At 59.1% G+C, this 25006-nt stretch carries 23 protein-coding genes; 9 read left to right on the top strand and 14 right to left on the bottom strand.

Going from position 1 to position 25006, the window contains the following annotated elements; all coding sequences use genetic code 11:
- Nucleotides 1-89 precede the first annotated feature (89 nt).
- On the top strand, nucleotides 90-1814 hold the full coding sequence (ggt, locus tag BFL40_RS10590) for a gamma-glutamyltransferase (RefSeq protein WP_071483930.1): 1725 nt from the start codon (nucleotides 90-92) through the stop codon (nucleotides 1812-1814).
- 30 nt (nucleotides 1815-1844) lie between these two features.
- On the opposite strand, the gene BFL40_RS10585 is transcribed toward ggt, so the two are convergent.
- The 3 genes from BFL40_RS10585 to BFL40_RS10575 form a co-directional block, all read right to left on the bottom strand.
- On the bottom strand, nucleotides 1845-2369 hold the full coding sequence (locus BFL40_RS10585) for an AAA family ATPase (RefSeq protein ID WP_071483929.1): 525 nt from the start codon (nucleotides 2367-2369) through the stop codon (nucleotides 1845-1847).
- Nucleotides 2366-2929, bottom strand: a complete 564-nt coding sequence (gene pnuC, locus BFL40_RS10580; protein WP_071483928.1) for a nicotinamide riboside transporter PnuC — start codon at nucleotides 2927-2929, stop codon at nucleotides 2366-2368. The genes BFL40_RS10585 and pnuC overlap by 4 nt, the downstream gene beginning before the upstream one ends.
- A 238-nt stretch (nucleotides 2930-3167) precedes the next feature.
- Nucleotides 3168-4802, bottom strand: coding sequence for a methyl-accepting chemotaxis protein (locus BFL40_RS10575; protein ID WP_071483927.1), 1635 nt, complete (start codon nucleotides 4800-4802; stop codon nucleotides 3168-3170).
- A gap of 230 nt (nucleotides 4803-5032) precedes the next feature.
- Between BFL40_RS10575 and BFL40_RS10570 the strand changes: the two genes are divergently transcribed.
- A complete protein-coding gene (locus tag BFL40_RS10570) occupies nucleotides 5033-5863 on the top strand; it encodes an undecaprenyl-diphosphate phosphatase (protein ID WP_071483926.1) in 831 nt (276 codons plus the stop codon).
- A complete protein-coding gene (locus BFL40_RS10565; RefSeq protein WP_071483925.1) occupies nucleotides 5860-6243 on the top strand; it encodes a DUF1294 domain-containing protein in 384 nt (127 codons plus the stop codon). The genes BFL40_RS10570 and BFL40_RS10565 overlap by 4 nt, the downstream gene beginning before the upstream one ends.
- Here the strand turns inward: BFL40_RS10565 and BFL40_RS10560 are convergent.
- The 3 genes from BFL40_RS10560 to BFL40_RS10550 all read right to left on the bottom strand — a co-directional run bounded on the left by BFL40_RS10560 (nucleotide 6232) and on the right by BFL40_RS10550 (nucleotide 8984).
- Complete coding sequence (locus BFL40_RS10560; protein ID WP_071483924.1) at nucleotides 6232-6588, bottom strand: MmcQ/YjbR family DNA-binding protein; 357 nt, start codon at nucleotides 6586-6588, stop codon at nucleotides 6232-6234. The two genes, BFL40_RS10565 and BFL40_RS10560, sit on opposite strands and share 12 nt — an antisense overlap.
- Nucleotides 6585-7493, bottom strand: coding sequence for a LysR substrate-binding domain-containing protein (locus BFL40_RS10555; protein ID WP_071483923.1), 909 nt, complete (start codon nucleotides 7491-7493; stop codon nucleotides 6585-6587). The genes BFL40_RS10560 and BFL40_RS10555 overlap by 4 nt, the downstream gene beginning before the upstream one ends.
- 111 nt (nucleotides 7494-7604) lie before the next feature.
- A complete protein-coding gene (locus tag BFL40_RS10550; RefSeq protein ID WP_071483922.1) occupies nucleotides 7605-8984 on the bottom strand; it encodes an NAD-dependent succinate-semialdehyde dehydrogenase in 1380 nt (459 codons plus the stop codon).
- A 189-nt stretch (nucleotides 8985-9173) separates the two neighbouring features.
- Here BFL40_RS10550 and BFL40_RS10545 point away from each other — a divergent pair, with 189 nt between their 5' ends.
- On the top strand, nucleotides 9174-10070 hold the full coding sequence (locus BFL40_RS10545; RefSeq protein ID WP_071483921.1) for an AraC family transcriptional regulator: 897 nt from the start codon (nucleotides 9174-9176) through the stop codon (nucleotides 10068-10070).
- Here BFL40_RS10545 and BFL40_RS10540 read toward each other — a convergent pair.
- The gene (locus BFL40_RS10540) at nucleotides 10036-11226 is read right to left on the bottom strand and encodes an MFS transporter (RefSeq protein WP_071483920.1); all 1191 of its coding nucleotides are present in this window, start codon (nucleotides 11224-11226) and stop codon (nucleotides 10036-10038) included. The two genes, BFL40_RS10545 and BFL40_RS10540, sit on opposite strands and share 35 nt — an antisense overlap.
- 232 nt (nucleotides 11227-11458) lie before the next feature.
- Between BFL40_RS10540 and BFL40_RS10535 the strand changes: the two genes are divergently transcribed.
- Together BFL40_RS10535 and BFL40_RS10530 are read left to right on the top strand one after the other, a co-directional pair.
- The gene (locus BFL40_RS10535; RefSeq protein ID WP_071483919.1) at nucleotides 11459-12070 is read left to right on the top strand and encodes an FMN-dependent NADH-azoreductase; all 612 of its coding nucleotides are present in this window, start codon (nucleotides 11459-11461) and stop codon (nucleotides 12068-12070) included.
- Nucleotides 12071-12312: 242 nt separating this feature from the next.
- Complete coding sequence (locus BFL40_RS10530; RefSeq protein ID WP_071483918.1) at nucleotides 12313-13350, top strand: alpha/beta hydrolase family protein; 1038 nt, start codon at nucleotides 12313-12315, stop codon at nucleotides 13348-13350.
- Here BFL40_RS10530 and BFL40_RS10525 read toward each other — a convergent pair.
- Together BFL40_RS10525 and BFL40_RS10520 are read right to left on the bottom strand one after the other, a co-directional pair.
- Complete coding sequence (locus BFL40_RS10525) at nucleotides 13344-14519, bottom strand: MFS transporter (RefSeq protein WP_071483917.1); 1176 nt, start codon at nucleotides 14517-14519, stop codon at nucleotides 13344-13346. The genes BFL40_RS10530 and BFL40_RS10525 overlap by 7 nt on opposite strands.
- 216 nt (nucleotides 14520-14735) lie before the next feature.
- The gene (locus tag BFL40_RS10520) at nucleotides 14736-16409 is read right to left on the bottom strand and encodes a DUF2599 domain-containing protein (protein WP_071483916.1); all 1674 of its coding nucleotides are present in this window, start codon (nucleotides 16407-16409) and stop codon (nucleotides 14736-14738) included.
- Nucleotides 16410-16592: 183 nt separating this feature from the next.
- Between BFL40_RS10520 and BFL40_RS34205 the strand changes: the two genes are divergently transcribed.
- Together BFL40_RS34205 and BFL40_RS34200 are read left to right on the top strand one after the other, a co-directional pair.
- Nucleotides 16593-17045 carry a hypothetical protein gene (locus BFL40_RS34205; protein WP_218027743.1) on the top strand — a complete coding sequence of 151 codons (453 nt, stop codon included), beginning with the start codon at nucleotides 16593-16595 and terminating at the stop codon, nucleotides 17043-17045.
- A gap of 80 nt (nucleotides 17046-17125) precedes the next feature.
- Nucleotides 17126-17929: a carbohydrate binding domain-containing protein gene (locus tag BFL40_RS34200; RefSeq protein ID WP_218027744.1), complete on the top strand. Its 804-nt coding sequence runs from the start codon at nucleotides 17126-17128 to the stop codon at nucleotides 17927-17929.
- A 54-nt stretch (nucleotides 17930-17983) separates the two neighbouring features.
- On the opposite strand, the gene BFL40_RS10510 is transcribed toward BFL40_RS34200, so the two are convergent.
- From BFL40_RS10510 to BFL40_RS10500, 3 genes are all read right to left on the bottom strand, one after another.
- Entirely contained in the window at nucleotides 17984-19570 is a 1587-nt protein-coding gene (locus tag BFL40_RS10510) for an ABC-F family ATPase (RefSeq protein ID WP_074851754.1), read from the bottom strand.
- A 20-nt stretch (nucleotides 19571-19590) separates the two neighbouring features.
- Nucleotides 19591-20784, bottom strand: a complete 1194-nt coding sequence (locus BFL40_RS10505) for a tyrosine-type recombinase/integrase (protein WP_071483915.1) — start codon at nucleotides 20782-20784, stop codon at nucleotides 19591-19593.
- A gap of 187 nt (nucleotides 20785-20971) precedes the next feature.
- Nucleotides 20972-21193: a hypothetical protein gene (locus BFL40_RS10500; protein WP_071483914.1), complete on the bottom strand. Its 222-nt coding sequence runs from the start codon at nucleotides 21191-21193 to the stop codon at nucleotides 20972-20974.
- 192 nt (nucleotides 21194-21385) lie between these two features.
- Here BFL40_RS10500 and BFL40_RS10495 point away from each other — a divergent pair, with 192 nt between their 5' ends.
- A complete protein-coding gene (locus tag BFL40_RS10495; RefSeq protein ID WP_071483896.1) occupies nucleotides 21386-21592 on the top strand; it encodes a hypothetical protein in 207 nt (68 codons plus the stop codon).
- A 318-nt stretch (nucleotides 21593-21910) separates the two neighbouring features.
- Here BFL40_RS10495 and BFL40_RS10490 read toward each other — a convergent pair whose 3' ends face one another.
- Both BFL40_RS10490 and BFL40_RS10485 read right to left on the bottom strand, forming a co-directional pair.
- Nucleotides 21911-22486 carry a phiTE_072 family protein gene (locus BFL40_RS10490; RefSeq protein WP_071483898.1) on the bottom strand — a complete coding sequence of 192 codons (576 nt, stop codon included), beginning with the start codon at nucleotides 22484-22486 and terminating at the stop codon, nucleotides 21911-21913.
- Nucleotides 22487-22764: 278 nt separating this feature from the next.
- Nucleotides 22765-24810, bottom strand: a complete 2046-nt coding sequence (locus BFL40_RS10485) for a DNA cytosine methyltransferase (protein WP_071483899.1) — start codon at nucleotides 24808-24810, stop codon at nucleotides 22765-22767.
- Nucleotides 24811-25006: the final 196 nt, after the last annotated feature.

Genomic DNA, 25006 nt, shown 5'->3' with positions numbered 1-25006 from the left:
ACAAGTTCTGTAATAAAAACGCCATCGCACTGGGGGTTGGGTTCAGGAAGGGCTATTTTGGTGCGTCTTAACAACTAGAGTAGCCATGGATGAAATACCAACCTTTCAGCCGTACCTTGATTGCCACTGCCCTGGTGTTGACGGTCAGTGGCGTGCAAGCCGCTTCCCAAGCCCCGGTGGCGGGTGAAAATGGCATGGTGGTGACCGCCCAGCATTTGGCAACTCATGTGGGTGTGGATGTACTCAAGGCCGGCGGCAACGCGGTCGATGCGGCTGTAGCGGTGGGCTATGCACTGGCCGTGGTGTACCCGGCGGCGGGTAACCTGGGCGGCGGCGGTTTCATGACCGTACAACTGGCCGACGGACGCAAGACCTTCCTCGACTTCCGCGAAAAAGCCCCGTTGGCGGCCACTGCCAACATGTACCTCGATAAAGACGGCAACGTCATCGAGGGCCTCAGCGCCAAAGGCCACCTGGCCGTCGGCGTGCCCGGCACCGTGTCCGGCATGGAAACAGCCCTGAGCAAATACGGCACCCTCAAGCGTGCCCAGGTTATTGCCCCAGCGATCAAGCTGGCGGAAAACGGTTTTGAACTGGAGCAGGGTGATGTCGACCTGCTGCACACCGCCACCGGCGAGTTCGAAAAAGACAAGGACCTGCGCGGGATCTTCCTGCACAACGGCCAACCCATGCAGGTCGGCCAGAAATTGGTGCAGAAAGACCTGGCCAAGACCCTCAAGGAAATCTCCGCCAAGGGCACCGACGGTTTCTATAAAGGTTGGGTAGCCAAGGCCCTGGTGGACTCCAGCCAAGCCGGCAAAGGCATCATCACCCAAGCTGACCTCGACAAATACAAGACCCGTGAACTGGCGCCCATCGAGTGCGACTACCGTGGCTACCACGTGGTTTCGGCACCGCCACCGAGCTCCGGCGGTGTAGTGATCTGCCAGATCATGAACATCCTTGAAGGCTACCCGATGGCCGACCTGGGTTATCACTCGGCCCAAGGTTTGCACTACCAGATCGAAGCGATGCGCCACGCCTACGTGGACCGTAACAGCTACCTCGGTGACCCGGACTTCGTGAAGAACCCGATCGCCCATCTGCTGGACAAGGACTACGCCGCCAAGCTGCGCGCCGCGATCGAACCGCAAAAGGCCGGCGATTCCCAGGCAATCAAGCCAGGTGTGTCGCCCCATGAAGGTAACAACACCACGCATTACTCCATTGTCGACAAGTGGGGCAATGCGGTCTCGGTCACCTACACCCTCAACGACTGGTTCGGTGCGGGCGTGATGGCGAGCAAGACCGGGGTGATCCTCAACGATGAAATGGACGACTTCACCGTCAAGGTCGGCGTACCGAACATGTACGGGCTGGTCCAGGGTGAAGCCAACGCCATCGCACCGGGCAAGGCGCCGCTGTCGTCGATGAGCCCGACCATCGTGACCAAAGATGGCAAGGCCGTGATGGTCGTCGGTACGCCAGGCGGCAGCCGCATCATTACCGCCACCTTGCTGACCATCCTCAATGTCATCGACTACAAGATGAACATCCAGGAAGCCGTTGACGCGCCGCGTTTCCACCAGCAGTGGATGCCTGAGACCACCAATCTTGAGACCTTCGCGGTCAGCCCCGACACCCAGAAGATCCTGGAAAGCTGGGGCCACAAGTTTGCAGGTCCGCAGGATGCCAACCACTTGGCCGCGATCCTGGTCGGCGCACCTTCGCTGGGTGGCAAACCGGTGGGCAACAACCGCTTCTACGGGGCTAACGACCCGCGTCGTAACACCGGCCTGTCGTTGGGCTACTAAGGCAAAACGGGTGGCTGCTCACCCTTGAACTCAAGGGGTGAGCAGTTGCTCTACCGCAGCGAACGCCGCCACCCGGCGCTCCTCCCAATATCCCCCAATCACCACCACTGGTTGGTGATGCTGCTGCATCCAGTCCAGGCTGCCCTGGAAAAACGCTTGGCGATCCGCCAGTTCCGGCTGGCAGCGCTGGCCGTCGGCGGTCCATTCCACGTCCTCGGGCGACAGCAGCAGGTGCAGGTCGTAGTGACGGGCCAGCAGTTCACTGTCGAGCCAGGCTGGGTAGTCGCCAAACAGGGTCTGGCTCCACAATTTGTTGGTCAGTAGGTGGGTATCGAGGATCAGCAGGTGGGGCTGTTCGGCGCGGGCGGCGTCCTCCCAGGCCAACTGCCCACGGGCGATAGCGGGAATGTCTGCCAGCGTGGTGTCGCGCTGATGGTGGTCGATGAAGTGCCGCACGTATTCGCCGACCATCACCCCGCCAAAGTGCGCTTGCAGTTGCGCCGCCAGCCAGCTTTTACCGCTGGATTCGGGCCCTGCCAGTACCACCACCTTCATGCGTGCAACGCCGGGTCGGCGCGCCATTCGCGCCAACCTTGTACGGCGATCACGGTGAACAGCGCGTAGAGCGCGGCGGTGAGGTATAGGCCTTTATAGAGGAACAGCCCGACGAAGATCACATCCACGGCGATCCACAGTGGCCAGCACTGCACGCGTTTTTGCGCCATCCACATTTGTGCCACGAGGCTGAAACCGGTGAGGGCCGCATCCAGCCAGGGTTGGGCGGCGTCGGTCCAGTGGGCCATGGCGGCGCCGAGCAACAGGCTGCCGAGTGCGCCGACGGCGAGGCTGGTCATGATTGCCGGCACGCCCAGGCTGGTGACTTGGCGCCCCTGCTTGACCTCACCGGCGCGGGTCCATTGCCACCAGCCGTAGAGTTGCAGGGCGGCGTAGACCACCTGCAACAGCATGTCGGAATAGAGTTTTACGTCGAAGAATACCCAGGTGTAGAGCAACACCATCACCAGGCCGATGGGCCAGCACCAGGGGTTTTGTTTAACCGTCAGCCAGACAGCGATCACCCCCAGGGCGGCGGCGAACAGTTCAAGCCCGGACATGGCGGTTCCTTGGGAGAGTTGAAGAGGGCGGTGATTGTAACCAGAGGTTAGCGATCTTCAAACCGCTGAAGATTGAATCTGGGGGGCTGTGACGTAGGTGCTTCGGTTATTCAGGCAAACTGCGGCCTTCGGGTTGGCCGTTTTCTTTAGGTGGATTTTTGAGTACATATCCGTTACCCAAACAACGGATATGTACTCAGCAGACCTGCAACAACCATAGAACCCAATACCCTAGGTGCTAGACCTTGAACTGGCGCAACAACCCATCAAGCTGTTCACTCAACCCACGCAAATGCGCACTCGCCACGCTGGATTGCTGCGCTGCCAGCGCCGTGCTGTGGGACAACCCGGCCGCCTGGGTGACGTTCTGGTTGATGTCTTCCACCACATGCGCCTGTTGCAACGTGGCACTGGCAATCGAAGCATTCAACCCATTGAGGTTACGCAGCGCCTGGCCGATGGCGTTGAGGCTTTCACCCGCCTGGCCTGCTTGTTCGATGGTTAATTGCGAAGCGCTATGGCTGTCGCTGATCACCTTGACCGCAGCCTCCGAGTGGCCTTGCAGCCGCTCGATCATCACCTGGATTTCGGCGGTGGATTTTTGCGTGCGCTGGGCCAGCAACCTTACTTCATCGGCCACCACCGCAAACCCACGGCCTTGCTCACCAGCGCGCGCGGCTTCGATAGCGGCGTTCAGGGCCAGCAGGTTGGTCTGGTCGGCGATGGAGCGGATCACTTCCAACACGCCCCCAATCTGCGTGCTTTCGCTGGACAGGGTACGGATCACTTCCACAGCCTGGCTGATGGTGCCGGAGAGCTGGTCGATCTGTTGCAAGCTGCCATCGATATTCACCTGGCCCTGCTGCGCCTGAGCCTGGGCGTCGCGCATTTCACTGGCGGCGTGTTCGGCGTTTTTCGCCACATCCTGCACGCCGTAGGTCACTTCATTGATCGCCGTGGCCACCAGTTCCATCTGCTGTGATTGTTGCTGGCTGCGGTCATGGGCTTGAGTGGCGTTGTTGCCCAACTCAGTGGACGACTGGCCCAACGCGTTGGCGCACGCCTGCAACTGGCTGACCACCTGGCGCAGTTTGGCGGTGAAGCTGTTGAAATGCTGGGACAGTTGGGTGACTTCGTCCCGCCCATGGGTGTCGAGGCTGCGGGTCAGATCGCTTTCGCCACTGGCGATATTGGCCATGGCATTCACCGCCGCCTGCAATGGGTGCACGATGCTGCGTGCGATCAACATCACCAGCACAGCCATCAGCAGCGCAATTCCCAAGCCGATCAGCGAGGCATTCCACACCTGACCTTTGAATTCGGCCTGCACATCATCCACGTATACGCCGGAGCCGATGATCCAGCCCCACGGCTCGAACAGTTGGATATACGAGGTTTTCTCCACCGGCGCCTCGGCGCCTGGTTTCGGCCAGCGATAATTGACGATGCCGGCGCCCTTGGCCTTGGCCAGGGTCACGAATTCGTTGAACACCGCAAACCCGTCCGGGTCGCGAATCGCCGAGAGGTTCTGGCCGTCCAGCTTGGGGTTGGCCGCGTGCATGATCATCACGGGCGTCAGGTCGTTGATCCAGAAATAATCATCGTGGTCGTAACGTAGGCCACGCACTGCGCTGAGGGCTTGTTTTTGCGCCGCTTCGCGGGTCAGCACACCGGTTTTTTCAAGGTTCTGGTAATAAGCGAGCACGCCGCTGGCGGTCTGCACCACGTGTTGGGTCTGTTGGCGTTTGGCCTGGTAAAGGTCGCCGTGAATCTGCTTGAGCATCAAAAGCCCTAGGGTCAGCAGCATCAACACGGCGACTACCAGGATCAGCCAGAGTCGGCGGCTGATCGACATGCTGCGCAAACTGTTCATCGTCCTGTCACTCCATGCTTTTTATAATTGTGGGCGCTGCATCGACATTTCCGGCGTGTCTGATAGGCTTTCGGCCTGTCATCGGAAAACCTGAGTACTGCCTGATTTTTCACAGCATTTTCGCAGTCCTGCGTTGATGATAAAACGCTTGGCCTTCAGTGCACTCATCGTCAATGAACCACTAAAAAAGACTAACGGGGCATGCCGCGTGCATGACCTTTGGGGGGAATATGGATTTTTGGACCGCCATACAGGCATTGATTCTTGGCGTAGTGGAGGGCCTGACGGAGTTCTTGCCGATCTCCAGCACCGGCCACCAGATTATCGTTGCCGACTTGATCGGCTTCGGCGGCGAACGCTTTGAAGCGTTCAACATCATTATTCAGTTGGGCGCGATCCTGGCCGTGGTCTGGGAATTTCGGCGCAAGATCCTCGACGTGGTTATCGGCTTGCCGACCCAACGCAATGCCCAGCGCTTCACGGTTAACCTGATCATCGCCGTGCTGCCGGCGGTGGTGCTGGGGGTGATTTTTGCCGATCTGATCAAGCATTACCTGTTCAACCCGATCACGGTGGCCACCGCCTTGGTGATTGGCGGCGTGATCATGTTGTGGGCTGAGCGTCGCCAACATGCCGTTCACGCTGAAACGGTGGACGAGATCACCTGGAAGGACGCGCTCAAGGTCGGCCTGGCCCAGTGCTTGGCGATGATTCCGGGTACTTCGCGTTCCGGCGCTACCATCATTGGCGGCCTGCTGTTCGGCCTGTCGCGCAAGACCGCCACTGAATTTTCGTTCTTCCTGGCCATGCCGACCATGGTCGGTGCCGCGGTGTATTCGGGCTACAAGTACCGTCACCTGTTCCAGCCCGATGACCTGCCGGTGTTTGCCATCGGTTTTGTGACCTCATTCGTCTTCGCGATGATTGCGGTCAAGGCCTTGCTTAAGTTCATCGCCAGCCACAGTTACGCGGCCTTTGCCTGGTATCGGATCGCGTTTGGTCTGGTGATTCTGGCGACTTGGCAGTTCGGCTGGATCGACTGGTCTGCGGTCAAGCCATGAACATTCAGCACCCACGCCTGAAGGCGCTGATCTTTGTGTTGTTGTGCGCCGCGCCACTGTTGGGTTCGGTTTTGCTGTGGTCTCGCGGCGAGACGGTGATTCCGTTGGTGGCCTATGGCGTGGTCAGCGTCGTGGCGTTTTTCCTGTATTGGAGCGACAAGCGCAAGGCGCAAACGGAAGGCCGGCGCATTCCGGAAAACATCCTGCACGCCGTCGAGCTGGCGGGTGGTTGGCCGGGAGCGTTGATCGCTCAGCAGGTGCTGCGCCACAAGACGCGCAAAGTGTCCTATCAGGTGCTGTTCTGGGTGATTGTGTTGCTGCACCAAGTGTTCTGGCTCGATCAACTGTTCCTTGGCGGCACCTTGTTGTCAGTCCTCTAGTAACAACCCGATCTGCGTGCGCTTGGGCCGTTTTCTCACCACTAACTGGTGAGAGCGCTGCAACAGGCCGCGCAATTCTTCGGCGCCCAGCGGGTAGGGCGTATTCATGATGATCCACTGCGCCCGCGCCAGGTAGGGCGCCGGGTGGATGCCCGGGCGATCCACATGGCCCAGGAACAACTCCTTGTCGACCTTGAATGCCAGCGATTCGCCGCGCAGGTTTTGCAGGGCGAACATCTTGTTGCCGGCAATCGAGAACACCCGCACGCCGCCCCATTTGTAGTCTTCCCGCGCGCCGGGCAGGCTCAGGCAGAAGGTCGCGACCTGCTCCTCGGTGATTTTCATAACAGACGGTCTCCACAGCTCTTGAAGGCTTCTTCCAGGTAGTCGATCCAGGCACGAATGGCTGGCAGTACGCCACGGCGGTGCGGGTAGACCGCCTGCAACCACCCACCCGGCAGCGACCATTGCGGCAGTAATTGCACCAACTGGCCGCTGGCCAATTCCTCTTCGCAATACATCATCGGTAGCACGGTAAAACCCAGGCCTTTCAACGCGCTGGCTTTGCGGACGATGAAATCTTCAATGCCCAAGCGTGCTTCCATGGCCAGGTCCTCGGCGTTGCCCTGTGGATCGAGCAAGCGCAGGTGGACCAGACGGTCGGCCTCCAACGCCCCGAGTACCGGGAGTTGCTTGAGGTCTGCCAGGGTGTTGACCTGTCGACCTTGCATGAATTCGGGGCTGGCCACCATCACAGTCTGGGCTGGGCGCAAGCGTTTGGTCACCAGCAGCGGGTCTTCATCACCCAACTCGCGCACGCGCAGGGCGACGTCGATGCCTTCGGCCACCAGGTCGACACGGCGGTTGACCAGGGTCATTTCCAGTTGCACCTGCGGGTGGGCGGCGAGAAAGCCCGCGACCATTTCCGGCAGAATGTGTTGGGCCATACCCACCGGGCAACTGACGCGCAGCCGCCCACGGGGCTCACTGGACATACTCGCCACGGCCTCGTCAGCCATCTCCGCTTCCAGCAACATCGCCTGGCAATGGCGCAGGTAGCGTTCGCCGACGGCCGTGAGGGTCAGTTGCCGAGTGGTGCGTTGCAGCAGACGTGCGCCCAAGCGTTCTTCCAGCTCGGCAATGCGTCGCGACAGGCGCGACTTGGGAATGCCCAACTGCCGGCCGGCCGCCGCGAAGCCGCCGGCTTCCACGACTTTGGCGAAATAGTAGAGGTCGTTGAGGTCTTGCATGGTCAACCTATTGTCCTGTCAGTGGGACGAACTATCCGCGCCTGATGCATCTAAATCCACCAAAAAACAACGAGCGCCTTGTGGGCGCTCGCTTTGGTGCCGATGAAAGGCTCAGAACTGCGCGCCGGCCATCAGCACATACTTCACATGTACGTACTCTTCGATCCCGTAATAGCTGCCTTCACGGCCATAACCGGACTGCTTGATGCCGCCAAACGGGATCGATGCAGTGCCCACCGAGCCGGAGTTGAGGATCACCATGCCAGCCTCCAACTGACGTGACAGGCGCAACGAACGGCCCAGTGCGCTGGTGTAGGCGTAGGCCACCAGGCCGAACTCGGTCTGGTTGGCACGAGCGATCGCTTCCTCTTCGTCCTTGAACGAGTAAATGGCGAACACCGGGCCGAAGATTTCCTCGGTGGCCAGTGGTGAGTCGTCCTGCAAACCGGTCAATACGGTCGGTTCATAGAACAGTCTGCCCATGGCGTGGGGTTTGCCGCCCATCAGCACGTTTGCACCGCCAGCCTTGGCGTCTTCAACCAGACGCACGACTTTGTCGAAGCCCAGTTGATTGACCAGCGGCCCGACCACAAAGTCTTCGCGCAAGCCTTGGCCCACTTCGATTTTGGCAATGGCGACCTTCACGCGCTTGATGAAATCCTCAAGGATGCTGTGCTGCACAAAGATCCGGTTCGGCGAAATACACACCTGGCCGGAGTTGCGCAGCTTGGCGCTGACCAGCCCCGTTACCGCTTCATCCAGATTGGCATCCTGGAACACAATAAAGGGGGCGTTGCCGCCCAGTTCCAGGGTCATCTTCTTGATGGTCGCCGCGCATTGCGACGCGAGCAATTTGCCGACGCCGGTGGAACCGGTAAACGAGATCTTGCGGATGCGCGGGTCACCGGTCAGTAGCAGGCCGATCTCCTTGGGATCGCCGACGACCACTTCCAGCACGCCTTCTTCAATACCGGCCTTGCGTGCATATTCCAGCAGCTTGAGGGCCGTGAGTGGCGTGTCTTCGGCGGGCTTGATCACCATGGTGCAGCCCGCCGCCAAGGCCGTGGCGACTTTGCGGGTGATCATCATGAACGGGAAGTTCCACGGGGTGATGGCGGCGACCGGGCCGATGGCCTCCTTGGTCACCAGCACATTGGCATTGCGGTCGTGGGTGGGAATGGTGTCGCCGTAGACGCGCTTGGCTTCCTCGGCGTACCACTCGATAAAGCCCAGGCCGTAGTCGATTTCGCCACGGGCTTCGGTCAGGCATTTGCCGTTTTCGCGGCACAGCAATTCGGCGAAGGCTTCCTTGTCGGCTTTAACGCTGTCGTGCCAGCGACGCAGGATCTCGCTGCGCTCCTTGGCCAGCCTGGATGACCAGTCGGGGAAGGCGGCGCAGGTGCGGTCGATGGCAGCCTTGACCTCAGCTGAAGTGTTCTTGGCAACGCGGCCGATTTCTTCGCCGGTGGCGGGGTTGTAGACGATAAGCATGGGGAATCTCCGAGGGCCGAAAGGGCTGTTTCAGGCTACGGAAATGGGCGGGGGGAGCGAATATCCATTCCAATGTGCTGATTGCCTATTCCTATGAGTCCGTAGCCATCAGCGTCTTTCGCAAGGTACTGTGCTGTTTTTACGCAGGGGCCGAAAACCGTGGGCTGTACCCAAAGAATCATCGAGTTGATGGGCAGCCTGGCGCCTGTCGAAGGCTATAACCTGACCGCCCTGGATGACGTGCGTTTTCTGCGTTCCAATCGTCCATTGCATCGGGTTCCGGTGCTGTACGACCCGGGTATCGTGATTGTTTGCCAGGGGCGCAAGCGCGGTTATCTGGGCGAAGAGATTTACCTGTATGACGCCCAGCACTATCTGGTGGTGTCGGTGCCGGTGCCGTTCACCATGGAAACCGAGGCCAGTGAAGAGGAACCGATGCTGGCGGTGTACCTCCGGTTGGACTTCACTCTGGCCGCCGAGTTGATGGTGGCGCTGGATGACTTTCCGGAACTGGTCGAGGCCAGGCCTCGGGGCATGTATTCATCGCCCATGGATGACAAGCTCAGCGAGTCGCTGCTGCGTTTTCTCGAGGTGATGAGCGTGCCGATGGACGCGCAAATCCTCGGCCCGTCGCTGATGCGCGAGATCTACTATCGGATTATCACCGGGGAGCAGGGCGGCTCGATGCGTGCGGCACTCAATCGCCAGGGCCAGTTTGGCAAGGTTGCGCGGGCGATTCGCAAGATCCACGCGTGTTATCACCAGCATCTGGATGTGGAAGCGCTGGCTGGGGAGGCGATGATGAGCGTGCCGAGTTTTCATGCGCACTTTCGCACGGTCACCGACACCTCCCCGATGCAATACCTCAAGTCCACACGCCTGCATCAGGCGCGCTTGTTGATGCTGCGCAGCGACATTACCGCCGCCACGGCCTGCGCCAAGGTCGGTTACGAAAGCGCCTCGCAGTTCAGCCGTGAGTTCAAGCGCTTTTTCGGGCGCACGTCCCAGGAAGAAATCCAGTGGATGAAACGCACCTATGCGTTGCCGGCGCCTACGTCGGCGTCGATTTACGTGTCGTCCCATTGAGCAGCGTCAACAGCAGGGCAGCCCCGGCAAATGCCGCCCCGGTCAGCGCCTGGCCTTGCCAACCGTAATGCTGCGAGGCAAAGGCCCCGGCTGCCGAGCCTAAGGCACCACCGATAAAGTAGACCACCATGAACACCGTGTTCAGGCGGCTGGTGGCGGAAGGTTCCAGGGCCAGAACGCGGGTCTGGTTGGCCAACTGGTTGATCCGGTTACCGAGGTCAAGAAAGGTCGCGGCGATCAGGATCGGCCACCACCAGCCGTGTGGGCCGAGGGTGAAAATCAGGATAAACGCCACCAGCACGGTGCCGATGCCGACCCATTCGAGCAATTGCCCATGGCGCCGGGTTTGCTGGCCAATGGTCGATGCGCACAGGATGCCGACGATGGCGGACAACCCCAACAAGCCCGCCTGCGCGCTTGAGAAACCATACGGTGGCAAGGCCAGCAACGCGGCCATCGACCCCCAGAACACGTTTAATGCGCCGAATACCAGGCCGCCCTTGATCGCCGAGCGGCGCAGGGTAGGGTGCTGCCTGGCCAGGCCCCATAGGGATTTGAGCAAGGCCCCGTATGCCAATTTGCTGGTGGAAATCGACACTGGCATGCGCGTCAGGATCGCCAGGAACAGCAATACATCCAGTGTCGCCGCCACGGCAAACATGCCGCGCCAACCCAGCCAGCCACTGACCACGCCGCTGACGGTCCTGGCCAGCAGCCCGCCGGCAGACAGTCCGCTGACCATCAGGCCCAGTACGGCGCCTTTTTGCGACGGTTCGCTAAGGTCGGACGCGGCAGGAATGATCACCTGGGCGCTGATGCCCGACAGCCCCAGCAGTACGCTCGCCACCAGTAACCACGAATATGACGGGGCGGTGGCTGACGCTAGCAGGCTGATGAAGTTGAGGCACAACACGGCCAGGATCAGCGTTCGACGGCTGATCCGGTCGCCCAGCGGCACAAACAACAGCAGGCCGCTGGCGTAACCCAATTGGGTGAGCATCGCGATTTGCCCGACGTGGGCGGTGGACACCTCGAACGTGTTGGCAATCAGCGGCAGCATGGCCTGGTTGTAGTAAATCGTGGCGACCGAGAATCCGCAGCAAATGGCGAGGATAAGGGTCAGCCCTTTGGTAAGGGCGGGAGAAGGTGCGTGCATGGCGTGCCCGGTGGCTGTCGGATCTGCGGCGAGAATGAAGTGAAGCGCGGCTGAAATCCAGCGCTGTGCAGGATTGGGCAATAACCGTGGAGGATTGGTTTTTTGTTGAAAATAGATTGTCCTGCTGGCAGGACAAATAATCACATTTCAGCCATCTAATCGGTTATTGGCTTCACCTGTAGGATTAACCTCACTCGATCGCCTAGTCGCGATCCTCACTTGGAGATCCCGCATGAAACTGTTGCATATCGATTCCAGCATCCTCGGCGACAACTCGGCTTCCCGTCAGCTCAGTGCTGGTGTGGTCAAGGCCTGGCAAGCGGCTGAGCCGGGTGTGGAAGTGACTTACCGTGACTTGGCGAGCGAAGGCATCAGCCACTTTTCCGGCCTGACCCTGGGTGCTCTGGGCACCGCTGCCGAGTTGCGTGACGCCGTACAAAAGCACGAGGCTGATCTCAGCGCTTCGTCGCTGGCTGAATTCATCGCCGCTGATGCCGTTGTCATTGGTGCGCCGATGTACAACTTCTCTGTGCCTTCCCAGCTCAAGGCCTGGATCGACCGCATTGCCGTGGCCGGCCAGACGTTCCGTTATACCGAAGCCGGTCCTGAAGGCCTGTGCGGCGGCAAAAAACTGATCATCGTCTCCACCGCTGGTGGCCTGCACGCCGGCCAGGCGAGCAACGTCGGCCACGAAGACTATCTGAAACTGGTGTTTGGTTTCCTTGGCATCACCGATATCGAATTCGTCCGTGCCCAAGGCCTGGCCTACGGTGATGAAGTGCGCAGCAAGGCTTTGAGCGACGCCAACGTACTCATCAACGAACAATTGTTCGCCGCCGCGTAAGGCTTGTGTAAATTTTGCCTTTCCCCGGTTCCAATCTGAAACCGGGCGCCTAAACTCTGTATTCTGATCGCCTCAAAGCGATCGGAGTACGGAGTTTTTTCGTTTACCCGCTGTCCTTATTTTTGGCCCAGGTTATGCAAGCATGGGTATATCACCCGGCGCGAGTACCTTGAACCATGGACTTTTCAATTAGGCATGCCGCGGATGTTGAACGTAGCTGCGCAGCAAAGGTGGACATCCCCATGATGCGTCTTTGTGCTGTTTTGGTTCTTTCCCTGCTTGGCGGCCTGGTTTCAGTGCACGCCGCCCCTGCGCCGCACCCGCATTGGAGTGTGGGCTTCCATCGCATGACCTTTCTCGACCCGCTGGATCAGCAGCCGATGAAAGCCATTGCGTTTTACCCGTCTACCGACGACGAGCATTCCACCCAGTTGGGCCCTTATAACGTCGCGGCCTCTGAAGACTCCAAATTCGCCATCGGGCGTTTCCCGATGCTGATGCTGTCCCATGGCAACACCGGCACACCGCTGGCGCTGCACGACTTGGCCACCTCCCTGGCACGAAAAGGCTTTGTAGTGGTGGCGGTGCTGCACCCCGGTGATAACTACAAGGATCACAGCCGCCTGGGCACCGTGAGCAACCTGTATGGGCGGCCGATCCAGATTTCCGAAGCGATCACCGCCACCCTCGGCGATCCGATGATGTCGCCGTTCGTCAACGTTGATCAGGTGGGGGTTATCGGTTATTCGGCCGGCGGCGAAACTGCATTGATTCTCGCAGGCGCCAAGCCTGATTTTGATCGCCTGCGCCGCTATTGCCACGAGCGCCCGGAAGACCGTGATGCCTGCACCACCAACGGCGAATTGGTCGTCGACCGTGACGACCTGCAGCCGCAGGCTGACCCGCGCATCCACGCGTTGATGTTGATGGCACCATTAAGCCTGATGTTCGGTCGCCATACCCTGGCCGACGTACATGTGCCGGTACTGCTCTACAGCGGCGATGGTGACAAACTGGTGGCCGTGGACAAAAACGCCGCCGCCCTGGCGCGCAAACTGCCGGAACCACCGGACTTCAAACTGTTGGCCGGGGCGGGGCATTTCGTGTTCATGGCACCGTGCGACAGCAATCAACTGGCGGCAATGCCGGCCATCTGCACCGATGCCGATGGTGTTGACCGCGAAGGCATCCACCGCGATCTGATTTCAGAGGCTGGGCGTTTTTTCACCCACACCCTCGGCCAGTCGACCCGCGCCGGTTTGCAGACGGCTGATCAATAAGCGCGGCGCTTGAGCAGCAAGGTCAGGCCCAGTGCCGTGACTGACAGCAGCGCCGCGCAGAAGAAGATCCAGCCATAGCCGAGGTTCAACGCCACGGCGCCCATCAATGGCCCGGCAATCGCCAGGGCCAAATCAAAAAACACCGCGTAAGCACTCAGCCCTGCACCTCGGCTGCTATTGGGCACTTGCTTGATGGCCTCCACGCCCAGCGCGGGGTACACCAGCGATAAGCCAAAACCGGTCAAGCCGGCGCCGATCAGGGCGACACCTGTGGAGGGCGCCAGCCACAGCAGTGTCAGGCCCAGCGTCTCGATGGTCATGCACCCAATCGCGGCGGTGAAGCCGCCAAAGCGACTGATGGCGGAGATAAACACCAGGCGCGACAGGATAAAACACACGCCAAATACGCTCAGGCAATACGCCGCGCCGGCCCAGCCGCGATTGAGGTAATACAAGGTGATAAAGGTGGTGAGCGTGCCGTAGCCGATCGATGCCAGGCACAGGCTGGCACCAAACGGCGCGATGCGCCCGAACACGGCCCAGAACGGTAGCCGTTCACCACGCACCACCGGCACCGAAGGTTTATTGCGGATCAGCACCAGACCCAGCGCCGCCAGCACCGACAGGGCAATCCCGAGGCTGGTGTAGCCATATTCAGCCACCATCACCACGCCCAGCGGCGCACCAATCGCGATGGCTCCGTAGGATGCGATGCCATTCCAGGAAATCGAACGCGCTGTGTGTTCGGCGCCCACCTGGCCCATGCACCAACTGATGGTGCCCACGCCAATCAGCCCTTGGGCCACGCCGAGCAACAATCGGCCGGCGATAAGGATGCCCAGGCTTAGCGCGGGCATGCTCTGCACCAGTGTCGCAAAGAATGTGAGCACGCCGCTGATGAGGATACCGGCCAGGCCCAGCACGATCGCACGCTTGGTGCCCACATTGTCCGACATGCGCCCCGCCATGGGGCGGCTGAGCAGGGTGGCCAGGTATTGCGAACCAATGGTGACCCCGGCCACTACCGCGCTGAAGCCCAACTGCTCATGCACATAGCCTGGGATCACCGCGATCGGCAGGCCGATGCAGATAAACGCGATGAAGGTGTAGAAAACGATGGAGACGATCTGCAACGTGATCGAGATTGACGTGGGGGCGGCGGCAGGCATGGGAACTCGTTCGCGGGCGGGCGGTGAGGGCATCATGGCAAGGGGCTGGAGGAAAAGGAAGCAGGCTAACTACTTTTAACCGCGTATTGCACTCTGTGGCGAACAGGGCAAGCCCCCGTCAGTGGCGACGGCAATGGGGCTTGCCATTACTTTCGTGGAAATACCTCCCGCTGGTTCACACAAAGTGGCCCTAACAGGCCGTCATGGCCTGCGGGTCTATTTGGGCAGTGGGTTACAGCCGGCCGCTTTGGTTTCGGTATCCGAGACGGCGGGCCGGAACGGTTCCAGGTTCCATGGCGTCTTGCTGCGGTAATTGACCACGACACAGTTGAGTTGCTGACGCATGCTGCCGGCGGACTTCTCTTCTTCGCGCCAGGTCGGGTCATTGCCTTTCAAGGCGTAGAGTTCGTCGTACAACGCGCCCAATTGTTGATTGGGCAGCGCGCGGCCTTCTGCAGTCGGGACGATGCTCAAGGTCCATTCGTCCTTGCGGCTACCGGGGTCGTAACGTTTGATCCAGTCCGCCGAGGCGATATAGCGAGGGCGTGCAGCGACGGGATTGCAACCGGCTTTCGCTGCTTCTTGCGGCGTCACTGTGGGGCGGAACGGTTCCAGGTTCCACACGGTCTTGGTCGGGTAGTTCTGGATCAGGCAACTGAGTTGCGAGCGCATGCTGTCGGCGGATTTTTCGTTGTCGCGCCATTGCGCATCGGCCCCACGCAACTGGAACAGTTCGTTGTACAACGCTTGCTGATCAGTGGCCTGGATCGCTTTGCCCTGGGCGGTGGGTGTGACGGTCAGCGTCCACTCGTTTTTCCCGGTGCCGGGGTCATGGCGTTCCAACCAGGTGGCGGAGGCGATGTACTTCTGGGCCACAGTGCCGCCGCCGGCACCCAAGGCAATCACTTGATCGGCGGCCACATAACTGAAGCGCTGTTGCGGCGGCGCGGTGAAATCCAGGCGCAGAATGGGTACGGCATAGCCTTGGTCATACAGTTTCTTCTGGAAGCTGCGGGCGCTGTTCAAGCCGTCTTCCGGCTTGGGCGGCGACTGATCTCCACGGGTGGCGAAGTTGAATGTACTGTGGGCGTTGTAGATGAAAGCGTCGATGTACTTCATGTTCTCGCTGCCATCGTTGGTGCTGGAAGCGTTCTTGAGCATGAATTCGTTGAATTGGGTATTGATCGAAAACGGATCCTTGGTCGTGGTGGTTTTGCGAGACTCATGCACACGGATCATTGCGTTCCAGTCACTGGGTTTCTCCGCGTTCCAGGAGCACTGGCTGTACTGGATCGGGTTTTTGAACAGTCCGGTGTATTGTTGGGCCCATTGCTCTGGCGTCGTGACCTTGGCTTCGGCGCAAGTGCCGTAGGCCCACTGAGCATTTCTGTTGCTCATGGGTTCCTGGGCATTTCTGGGGGGCTCCTTACTGTCGAAGAAGCCGCAGCCATACCATTTGCGCTCCGGGCCTGTGCCGCCGTCGTAGGCATAGATGCAGGTCCAACCCTGTTCCTTCACCGGCCGGCCCAGCGCGGCGGCATCCGTTGGGTTACGCATGATGAAACCGCCAGGGTGGGCCAGGGTGTTGGTGCTCAGGTCCTTGCGGATCCAGGTGTACGAGGTGGCCCCGAGCCGGATGGCATACGGGCTGTAATCCCAGGGATTGAAAGGACCGTCATTGACCATTCGCAGGGTGACGCCGCTGCAATAGTAAAGACCACGCGGGACACCCGTCCCGACTTCCTTGCAGTCGTTGATCAGCGTGTTGTAGTTGCGGTTGATTCGATTCAGGGTTTCGACCGGATCAAGTACCGGTTCGGCGGCAACGACTGCCCCGGTAAAGGTAAGGGTTAACGTCGCCACAGCAAGCGAGTGTATTCCATGGTACATGCCGATACTCCTTATCGTAATACGTCTCCAGGTGTTTCACGTCAGAGCGTAGACAGGCAGCCGCCAATGGTCCAATTGGACTTTCAATCGTGGAGTAGACGCACTAGCGCTTGCTAAAAGCGTTGCTATGCTCCCCTCGGCATCGCCATAACAACTATTGATTTTACGAGGTAAAAAACATCTATGAGTACGTCAAACTACAAGGAAGTAGACCTGGTCATTGTGATCGATACCAGTCACTCGATGGCAGATGAAGCCAGTGCGCTCAGTGCAGACCTTGAACGCGCGATAGAAGCTGCCCGCAGTTCCTGCCCCTCCGATTTACGTGTTGAGTTCCTGGGGATCGAAGGCACTTTCCCCGGTACTAAATTCGATAACACCGTTCGTAAGTATCTGACCGGACAGGCAGGCGCCAATGAGTCGAGCCTGAAAGGCCGTAAACGCGATTCTGTAAAAAATTCCGGGGCACAGGAAGATGTCGCTCTTGCCGTGATGGATATCAGTGCGCACTTTGACTGGCGCGATAGCGCAGTGCGTAATGTTTTTGTTCTCGGTGATGAGAGTTTGTACGGCGGCGAAATGGTACTGGATGCTGAACGGATTCAGGCTGTGATGACGCCATTGCGGCTGCGCTGAGTCATAAAGTCAAAGTCTTCAGCTATCTTGGGACGCCGCATAAATCAGCGCCTTATCCAACCGCAGAGGATAAGCAGGCGATGATTAAGGAATACAAACGCCTGGCCCTAAGAACCGGGGGCAATCATTACATCTACACTGACGGTCTCGCCGATTTTGTGGCCGTGCTGAAAGACACGATTTGCACCGGGAAAGTCCCTCAGGATGAAAGCATTGCAGACCGTAAAGATGAAGCCGATAAACTGGAAGGTGTTAAGCCTACTTGTAAACCCGGGGGCGGTAATCTTTGCGAGCAACTTCCCGAGATTGTCAAAGCGGTCAATACACTCGCGGACGTACTAAAAAACCTGGTTGAAGCGTGTGCTCCGAGGAACACTGGCGATAAACACCCTTGCCATTGCCATGACTCGGGGGGCACTGGAACGACGCCCACACCTAAACCTGAAGTTGTCCCCTTTTTGGACGTCACTACATTTGATCAAAGTAACTGGAATAATTGGACTGCCGGTCCTGCCGGACACGATCTGAAAGTACTGGAGTCTGTCGACGGCGGAGCAGCAGTGGAATTTATCACTAATGCAGGTAAAAACCATGCCGGGGTGATTTTGAAGAAAACGTTGACTGGGTTAACGCCTGGCCGGGAATATAGCTGGACTACTCAGGCCAAACGTATTATCGGCAAGTACGCAGTCCCCCGACTCTCCCTGCAAGTCGACGGCAAAGAAATTGCTTCTCCGGTCGACCTTACTAAAACCGATGAATTGATCTCGATTAGCGGAAAATTTACTGCCAGTAGTGATAAGGCTGAGTTGGAGGTGGTGAGCCACACTGCCGACAGTAAAGGCAATGACTTCCACATCAGTGAGCTAAAAATCGTCGGATAGCAGGATAGAACCCGGTGACGGCTGGTGTCGTCACCGGGTTCTCATGGGCGGTGCTTAGAACACTACGCCTTGGCTACGCAGGTAGTCGTCATAGGTGCCGCTGAAGTCGATCACGCCGCTAGGGCTCAACTCGATGATGCGGGTGGCCAGGGACGATACGAACTCACGGTCATGGCTGACGAAGATCAGCGTGCCCGGGTAGTTTTCCAGCGCCAGGTTCAGCGCTTCGATGGATTCCATGTCCAAGTGGTTGGTCGGTTCGTCCATGATCAGCACGTTCGGCTTTTGCAGGATCAGCTTGCCGAACAGCATGCGGCCTTGCTCACCACCGGAGATCACCTTGACGGACTTGAGGATCTCGTCGTTGGAGAACAGCATGCGACCCAAAGTGCCGCGAATCACTTGCTCGCCCTGGGTCCACTGGCCCATCCAGTCGAACAGGCTCATGTCGTCTTCGAAGTCGGACGCGTGGTCCTGAGCGTAGTAGCCCAGCTCTGCGGCGTCGGTCCACTTGATGCTACCGGCATCCGGCGTCAGTTCGTTGACCAGGGTGCGCAGCAGGGTGGTTTTGCCGATACCGTTCGGGCCGATGATCGCCACACGCTCGCCAGCTTCAACCTGGAAGCTGAAGTCCTTGAACAGCGGCTTGCCGTCGAAGCCTTTTGCCATACGATCGACGATGACCGCCTGGCGGTGCAGCTTTTTGGTTTGTTCGAAACGGATGAACGGGCTCACACGGCTCGAAGGCTTGACCTCGGCCAGTTGGATCTTGTCGATCGCCTTGGCACGGGAAGTCGCCTGCTTGGCTTTCGAGGCGTTGGCCGAGAAGCGGCTGACGAAGGATTGCAGCTCGGAGATCTGCGCTTTCTTCTTGGCGTTGTCCGACAGCAATTGCTCGCGGGACTGGGTCGCCACGGTCATGTACTCGTCGTAGTTGCCCGGGAACAGGCGCAGCTCGCCGTAGTCCAGGTCAGCCATGTGGGTGCACACGCTGTTCAGGAAGTGACGGTCGTGAGAGATGATGATCATCAGGCTGGAACGCTGGGTCAGGATGTTTTCCAGCCAGCGGATGGTGTTGATGTCCAAGTGGTTGGTCGGTTCGTCGAGCAACAGCACTTCTGGATCGGAGAACAGCGCCTGGGCCAGCAATACACGCAGTTTCCAGCCTGGGGACACTTCGCTCATCGGGCCGAAGTGTTGTTCCAGGGGGATACCCAGGCCCAGCAACAGTTCACCGGCACGGGATTCGGCGGTGTAGCCGTCCATTTCGGCGAACTCGGTTTCCAGCTCGGCCACGGCCATGCCGTCGTCTTCGCTCATTTCCGGCAGCGAGTAGATGCGGTCGCGCTCGGCCTTGACCTTCCACAGCTCCTCGTGACCCATGATCACGGTGTCGAGCACGGTGAATTCTTCGTAGGCGAACTGGTCCTGGCGCAGTTTACCCAGGCGTACGTTTGGCTCCAGCATGACCTGGCCGCCGGACGGATCGAGGTCGCCGCCGAGGATTTTCATGAAGGTCGACTTGCCGCAACCGTTGGCACCGATCAAACCATAACGGTTGCCTGCGCCGAACTTGACCGAGACGTTCTCGAAGAGCGGCTTGGCGCCGAACTGCATGGTGATGTTAGCTGTGGAGATCAATTACTTTACCTATCAATAGCTTAGGGTGCGCTTATTTGAGCTGGGACCAATTTGGGACCAATCTGGAGCTTTTCCATTTCGCTCCAGTCCGAGCTTGAGTTGATCCAACGCGCATAAGTCGAGAGCAGCATCTGCACACTGTGGCCGAGCTGCTGGGAGATGAAGGCGGGGTTCATGCCAGACATAATGCATATTGTCGCATAGGTGTGACGACAGTTGTATGGCGGCCGACGACGGATATTCAGTGCCTTCAGTGTCGGAATCCACTGCTTGTGCAGGTCGGATGTCTGTTTCACGTACTGCGAGTTCTTCGACGGCGGGAAAATGAAAGGCGTCTCCAGCACCTTTCCTTTCCCTTTTTTCCGACGCTCTGCGTACTCCCTGGCGAATTCCAGCGCGTGCAGGGCGCGATCATTCAACAAAACGAAGCGGTCTGCGCCCGTTTTCGTACGCTCCACCACTTCCCCCAAGGCGATCCCGCGACAAACGTGTGCCGTCTTCTTCTCCACGTCTACCGCATCCCACCGCATAGCCAGGGCTTCGGACAGACGCATTCCTGTAAAAAACACAAACTCAAAAAAAGCCGCATAGATCGTGCTGGGCCAGTGGTCGTGCTGGTACATCTTGGCGATGATCTGGTTCGCTTCATCCAGGGTGAACGGGTCAATCTCCTTTTTGCTGCGCTTGGGCAGCTCCAAGATCGCCGCCGGGTTCTTCGGGATCAGCTCCTCGGACATTGCTGAATTTAAGATGGTCGAAATCTTCGAGATGGCATTGCGCTTCACCCCGGGTGACTTCCACTCACTGGCTGCCATTACCCGGCGGAGTAGGGTGGTGGTGATTAGATCGATCCGCACCAGGGCCAAGCCGGGCATCCAGTAGCGGTTTAGTGCGCCTTTGTAGTTCCCCTTCGTACCCTTAACCACCTCCCGGCTGTCCAGCCAGAGCTGGGCATATTCGCCAAAGTTGATCTTCCCGCCAGCGACATTGTTTGAGCTGGGGAATATCTCGGCGTACTTGTCGTCGTCGAGCAACCCCAGCTTGATCAGCCCCTTTACCTGATCAACAACCTGTGAGGCTGATTTGATTCCTTTCTGTGTCGGGGGATAGGGGAGCGTTTCACTCCGCCTGCTGCCGTTCCACATGAAGCGGATGCGGATCGATCCGTGGTGGAGGTCCATTCCTGCGGGCAAACCCATCGGCTTTCTAGCCATTCGTAGTATCTCCTGATGCTGTAGATGATCCTGCTGCCTTGCTTGTTCCAGACACCAAGGGGTATCTCTTTTCGTGCGCGCTTCGAGCGCATGGCGGCGAGGGTGGTGCCGAGCATTTCGGCCATTTGCGCCTCGGGAATCTTGTCGCCGGTGATTCCGTCGTTGAGTTGCTCTGCTGCTGCCATAGCTACCTCCCGCCGCCCGCCGTGGGTCGCGCCGTCTTAATGATGTAAATGATCAGGCCGTACGTGGCGAAGGCCAAAAATCCAGAGCCAGCCAGGGCCGGCAGCAGCGTTTTTGTGGTGCTGATGCGCATCAGCTCAGGGGCAAGCCACCATGTCCAGGCGACGGTTAGTCCTGTGTAGAGCGCGAACAGCGCGAAGATGAGCAGTGATTTAATTCGGGGCATGAAGCGTCCTTGCCGCTATAGCGGCTGACTTTGAAGGGGGGATGGGAAGGGTAGAGAGTTACCTACAGCGCGTGTTCAAAGCGGCCTGAAAAGAAACCCAGTTGCTCGATGAACCTTCGCCTTTTGGGGCGTGTCATTAGTGAAATGGGCACAACCCGGAATCTCCGGCTAGACCTGTCGTAAGGTGATTTTATGGCCGACTTAGACGATTTCAGATTTAGATCCCACGAGTTACTGGTTGAGCTTGATGCCGCCACTAACAAAATGATGATGATGGTTGTTTCCAAGCAGGTTTCTGGGCCCGATTGGGAGGAGGCGACCAAAAAGCATCACGCCGCTTTCGAAGCTTGGAATTCTTTCCTTAATTCCTCGGATTTACCTCCAAACGATCAACGCTGACTTCATTCCACGAGGAGCTATAGCGGTTGACTGGGACGGGGGAGTGGATTTATTTGAAAACGGTCCTAGACGAGCTCAAGAGCTGTGCTAGAAATGACATGTCGCGCATGCATTTCAGGTACTGGTGGTTGACGTGCATGGCCGGCAGGCGCTCCCTAACGTCGTTGGAGCGCGCCCTTTTGATGTGGGCAGTGATCGGTAGGTCGTCGCATTTAGCAGCGAGTTAAACAACTCCCTTCCTCTGGGCTACTAACTCAATGCCTTGGCTTGCCGGTCATCTCTTCTGATTCACCCCACAGCTTCACTCGTTACCAAGTGTCATGCAGCTACCTGCTGCTCCTGGCCCAGCGCCTGCTGTACCGCGTGAATGATCCGCTCTAGGTAGGCGTAATCGGGGTTTGGCTCGGTAGCGTCATTGGTCAGGTGCCACCACTCATCACCGAACAGTTTCGTCATCAGCTCGCTGTGTGCGCCGTGGAGATGTTCAATCGATGGTGAGTCGCGCAGATCCTCTGCCTCATCGAACCGCTCGCGGGCCTCGTCCGCGCCGTAACAAACCTGGCGGCGCTCTTTCAGGACCAGACGCTGCGCTTCACATGCAAGGGCCTCGCCACTGAATCGGCGCGGGTTCATAGCCGGGTCGAAGTAGCCGATGATGTAGCCGGTGTTAAGCTCGCAAAAGAACTGCCCGATGTTCAGGCCGTCCCACATGCCACCCCAGTAGGCCGTCCAGCTCTTGCCCCAGCAGCTGACGGTGATCTTGCCCTTGCATGGGGCCAAGTCCTCAAGGAAGACGGTAATCGGGTCTAGGCTCGGCGCGCCGGTGATCACCAGCTTCGTTACTGTCGAGCGCTCCACCAGCAGGGGCGCGGCGACTTTGTTTTCTGTAGGCATGGGGAGTCCTTGCCGGGCCTTGCCCGGGGGTTGAAGTGCTGTCAATGGGGGGGGCGTGAGAGAAAGTTGCGACTTGTAGGAAGGCTTGCGACAAGTTTCCGGTATACAGCGGGCTCAGAACCGAGAGGATCATAGGCAGCGTCCAAATTAAAAGGCGCTCACATGAACCGACTACTCGTAGACCTCATCCTTCAAATCATCGGAAATCTGTTACTTGATGTCCTTCAGCAGCTACTGGGCTGGCTTTTGTCGCTGCCTTGGCAATCGTTATGCGGTTGTTAGGCTGCTTCCGCCTGGCGCTCAGCCACTCGCCATGGGTCGTTGGCCCGTGCCAGCGCTGCCATCGGTGGCGGGCTGACGCTGTTCCCGCACATGTGCACTTGCTGAGTCTTGGTGAACGGCTTGCCGTCGGCGCCGTGGCTGATGATGTAGTCGGCGGGGAAGCCCTGGGCCTTGTATAGTTCGGTCGGCTTCAGCATCCGCAGACAGATATCGACGATTACATAGGGGGTTCCTTTCACCATCACGGTTACCATGGCGAGTCGGTCCTTGGTGGTGATGGTCGGCGCTGGTGCGTCGCAAGCGCTGATGTTCTCGGTGCCGTAGTAACTGATCAGGAAGGCGGCGACGCGAAGGGCACCGGCTTCGTGCTCAGGCGAGAGAGTGAGCGACACCAGCGAACTCTTGCCGCCGCCACCGGCTGTGATGGTAGGCGCCGGTTCTTCCAGGCCCTGGCCGACGCTGGCGCCGAATGCTCGCTCCATGAATGCGGTAGCCAACCCGTGGTGCTGGCCGCCGGCGCTGATGGTGTGCAGTGGGTCATTTACGTCCCGTGCATCGCAGTTCCCGCGCATATGCACCAGGTTAGCCGCCACCAGTTGCTGTTGGCTGCCGGTGTTGGTGACCGTAGTCATGGGGTCTTTGATATCCTTGGCGACGGTGGTGTTGAAGCCGCCATTCATCTGGGCCATGAACACCGTGGATATGCCCATGGCGTGAGCAGCCCCTGCCGGGCGCTGATAGTTTCCGCCGCTGGTAATGGTCGGCAGTGGTTCGTCCAATGCTTTACCAGCGTCATTGAAGCGGAACTTCACCAGGTGAGCCGCTGCGATCGCTCGGTGGTTCTGGGTCATAAGCGTACCGGTTGGCTGGTCGACGCTCACCGGCTTGCCTGAGTACTCAGGGCCACCGGCCCCAACCATCAACGGGCTGATCAGTGTCAGCTCACCGCGGTTCGCGCAGGTCACTGTCGGCAACGGGTCGAGCGGGTCGTTGATTCGGTCGCTGCCTTGGTGGGTTGCCGGTGCGATGACCGGACTGACCACCGAGAAGGCGCCCCCCTTTGGATAGGAGGTGATGGTGCGCAGTGGCTCGCCGGCCGACTGCACTGCCTCTCCCGACCAGTTGGCAATCGGCACAATGAACGGCGCCGCGCTATCGATGACGAACTTCTTCATGCCTTTGGCAACGCGGCGTAGGGTGGCCGGGGCCAGGTCCTTCTTGCGTCCGAAGATGCTTTTGCCCAAGTCGCTGAAGTCGATGCAGTCAGCGGCTGTTTTCCATTTCTGCTGGCCCTTGGTGGGGTTCTTGGCGTGGGTTGGCTCCGGCCACACGATCGGCTGCCCGTCGCGCCGGGCGATCATGAACAGGCGTTCCCGGCTGGTTGGCGCGCCGAAGTCGCAGGCCCTAATTACTTTCCACTCAACGACATAGCCCATTCCTTCCAGCAGGGCCACGAAACGGCGCCAGGTGCGGCCGCGTTGCTTCGGGTCGGGAATCAGGAACTGCTGGCCCACCGGCACAACCTCACCAGGTGCGGCGATATCACCGCAGAGTTTCACAACGCGCCCGGTAGCTTTGTCACGCTTGGCGATCAGTCGGCCCCACTGCAGGATCTGCTTCACGTTTTCCAGGCTGATCACCCGGGGGCGCTTCTTGCCTCCCCACTTGAGGCCGATCCACGACAGGTTGCGGATCTCGCGCTTGCGCGGCTGGCCGCCGGCAGCCTGGCTGTGGTGCGTGCAGTCAGGCGACATGTGGAACCAGCCCACGGCCTTGCCGCCGCATTCGGTGTCCGGGTCACCATCGAACACGTCGGTGGTGAAGTGCTTGGCGCCTGGGTGATTCACGGTGTGCATGCTGATGGCTTGCGGGCTGTGGTTCTTCGCCACGTTCACGGTGCGGCCCAGGCCAATTTCCAGCCCGGTGCCGGCGCCGCCGCCACCACAGAAGAAGTCGACAACGATCTCATCGTCCTGAGGGTTGAAGCCGAGTCCGTATTGGGTTTTGAAATCGAAGGGGTGTTTCTTCTGTTGTGCGGACATAGGGGATCCTCGCCGGCTGGCGTGATTCGTTTAAAGGGGGTATTGGTGTATTCGGACATTCGGCCCGATGAGGGAACTGATATGGCCTGGGTAGTTATGCTTACTAGTCCCAAAGGCGATAGGTTTTATGGTGAGGCTATCGACCGCGACGGCATTCGATATCGCTGTGCGAGTACCGCGCAGGCGGAAGCCTTTA

It is taken from the genome of Pseudomonas costantinii (assembly GCF_001870435.1).
GTDB classification, from domain to species: Bacteria; Pseudomonadota; Gammaproteobacteria; order Pseudomonadales; family Pseudomonadaceae; genus Aquipseudomonas; species Aquipseudomonas costantinii.
This window is presented reverse-complemented; position numbering and strand designations above follow the sequence as displayed.

Bases quoted from the DNA above. Each gene is read 5' to 3' on its own strand.
- ggt (WP_071483930.1), top strand. From the start codon at position 90: ATGAAATACCAACCTTTCAGCCGTACCTTGATTGCCACTGCCCTGGTG.
- BFL40_RS10585 (WP_071483929.1), bottom strand. From the start codon at position 2,369: ATGAAGGTGGTGGTACTGGCAGGGCCCGAATCCAGCGGTAAAAGCTGG.
- pnuC (WP_071483928.1), bottom strand. From the start codon at position 2,929: ATGTCCGGGCTTGAACTGTTCGCCGCCGCCCTGGGGGTGATCGCTGTC.
- BFL40_RS10575 (WP_071483927.1), bottom strand. From the start codon at position 4,802: ATGAACAGTTTGCGCAGCATGTCGATCAGCCGCCGACTCTGGCTGATC.
- BFL40_RS10570 (WP_071483926.1), top strand. From the start codon at position 5,033: ATGGATTTTTGGACCGCCATACAGGCATTGATTCTTGGCGTAGTGGAG.
- BFL40_RS10565 (WP_071483925.1), top strand. From the start codon at position 5,860: ATGAACATTCAGCACCCACGCCTGAAGGCGCTGATCTTTGTGTTGTTG.
- BFL40_RS10560 (WP_071483924.1), bottom strand. From the start codon at position 6,588: ATGAAAATCACCGAGGAGCAGGTCGCGACCTTCTGCCTGAGCCTGCCC.
- BFL40_RS10555 (WP_071483923.1), bottom strand. From the start codon at position 7,493: ATGCAAGACCTCAACGACCTCTACTATTTCGCCAAAGTCGTGGAAGCC.
- BFL40_RS10550 (WP_071483922.1), bottom strand. From the start codon at position 8,984: ATGCTTATCGTCTACAACCCCGCCACCGGCGAAGAAATCGGCCGCGTT.
- BFL40_RS10545 (WP_071483921.1), top strand. From the start codon at position 9,174: ATGGGCAGCCTGGCGCCTGTCGAAGGCTATAACCTGACCGCCCTGGAT.
- BFL40_RS10540 (WP_071483920.1), bottom strand. From the start codon at position 11,226: ATGCACGCACCTTCTCCCGCCCTTACCAAAGGGCTGACCCTTATCCTC.
- BFL40_RS10535 (WP_071483919.1), top strand. From the start codon at position 11,459: ATGAAACTGTTGCATATCGATTCCAGCATCCTCGGCGACAACTCGGCT.
- BFL40_RS10530 (WP_071483918.1), top strand. From the start codon at position 12,313: ATGATGCGTCTTTGTGCTGTTTTGGTTCTTTCCCTGCTTGGCGGCCTG.
- BFL40_RS10525 (WP_071483917.1), bottom strand. From the start codon at position 14,519: ATGCCTGCCGCCGCCCCCACGTCAATCTCGATCACGTTGCAGATCGTC.
- BFL40_RS10520 (WP_071483916.1), bottom strand. From the start codon at position 16,409: ATGTACCATGGAATACACTCGCTTGCTGTGGCGACGTTAACCCTTACC.
- BFL40_RS34205 (WP_218027743.1), top strand. From the start codon at position 16,593: ATGAGTACGTCAAACTACAAGGAAGTAGACCTGGTCATTGTGATCGAT.
- BFL40_RS34200 (WP_218027744.1), top strand. From the start codon at position 17,126: ATGATTAAGGAATACAAACGCCTGGCCCTAAGAACCGGGGGCAATCAT.
- BFL40_RS10505 (WP_071483915.1), bottom strand. From the start codon at position 20,784: ATGGCTAGAAAGCCGATGGGTTTGCCCGCAGGAATGGACCTCCACCAC.
- BFL40_RS10500 (WP_071483914.1), bottom strand. From the start codon at position 21,193: ATGCCCCGAATTAAATCACTGCTCATCTTCGCGCTGTTCGCGCTCTAC.
- BFL40_RS10495 (WP_071483896.1), top strand. From the start codon at position 21,386: ATGGCCGACTTAGACGATTTCAGATTTAGATCCCACGAGTTACTGGTT.
- BFL40_RS10490 (WP_071483898.1), bottom strand. From the start codon at position 22,486: ATGCCTACAGAAAACAAAGTCGCCGCGCCCCTGCTGGTGGAGCGCTCG.
- BFL40_RS10485 (WP_071483899.1), bottom strand. From the start codon at position 24,810: ATGTCCGCACAACAGAAGAAACACCCCTTCGATTTCAAAACCCAATAC.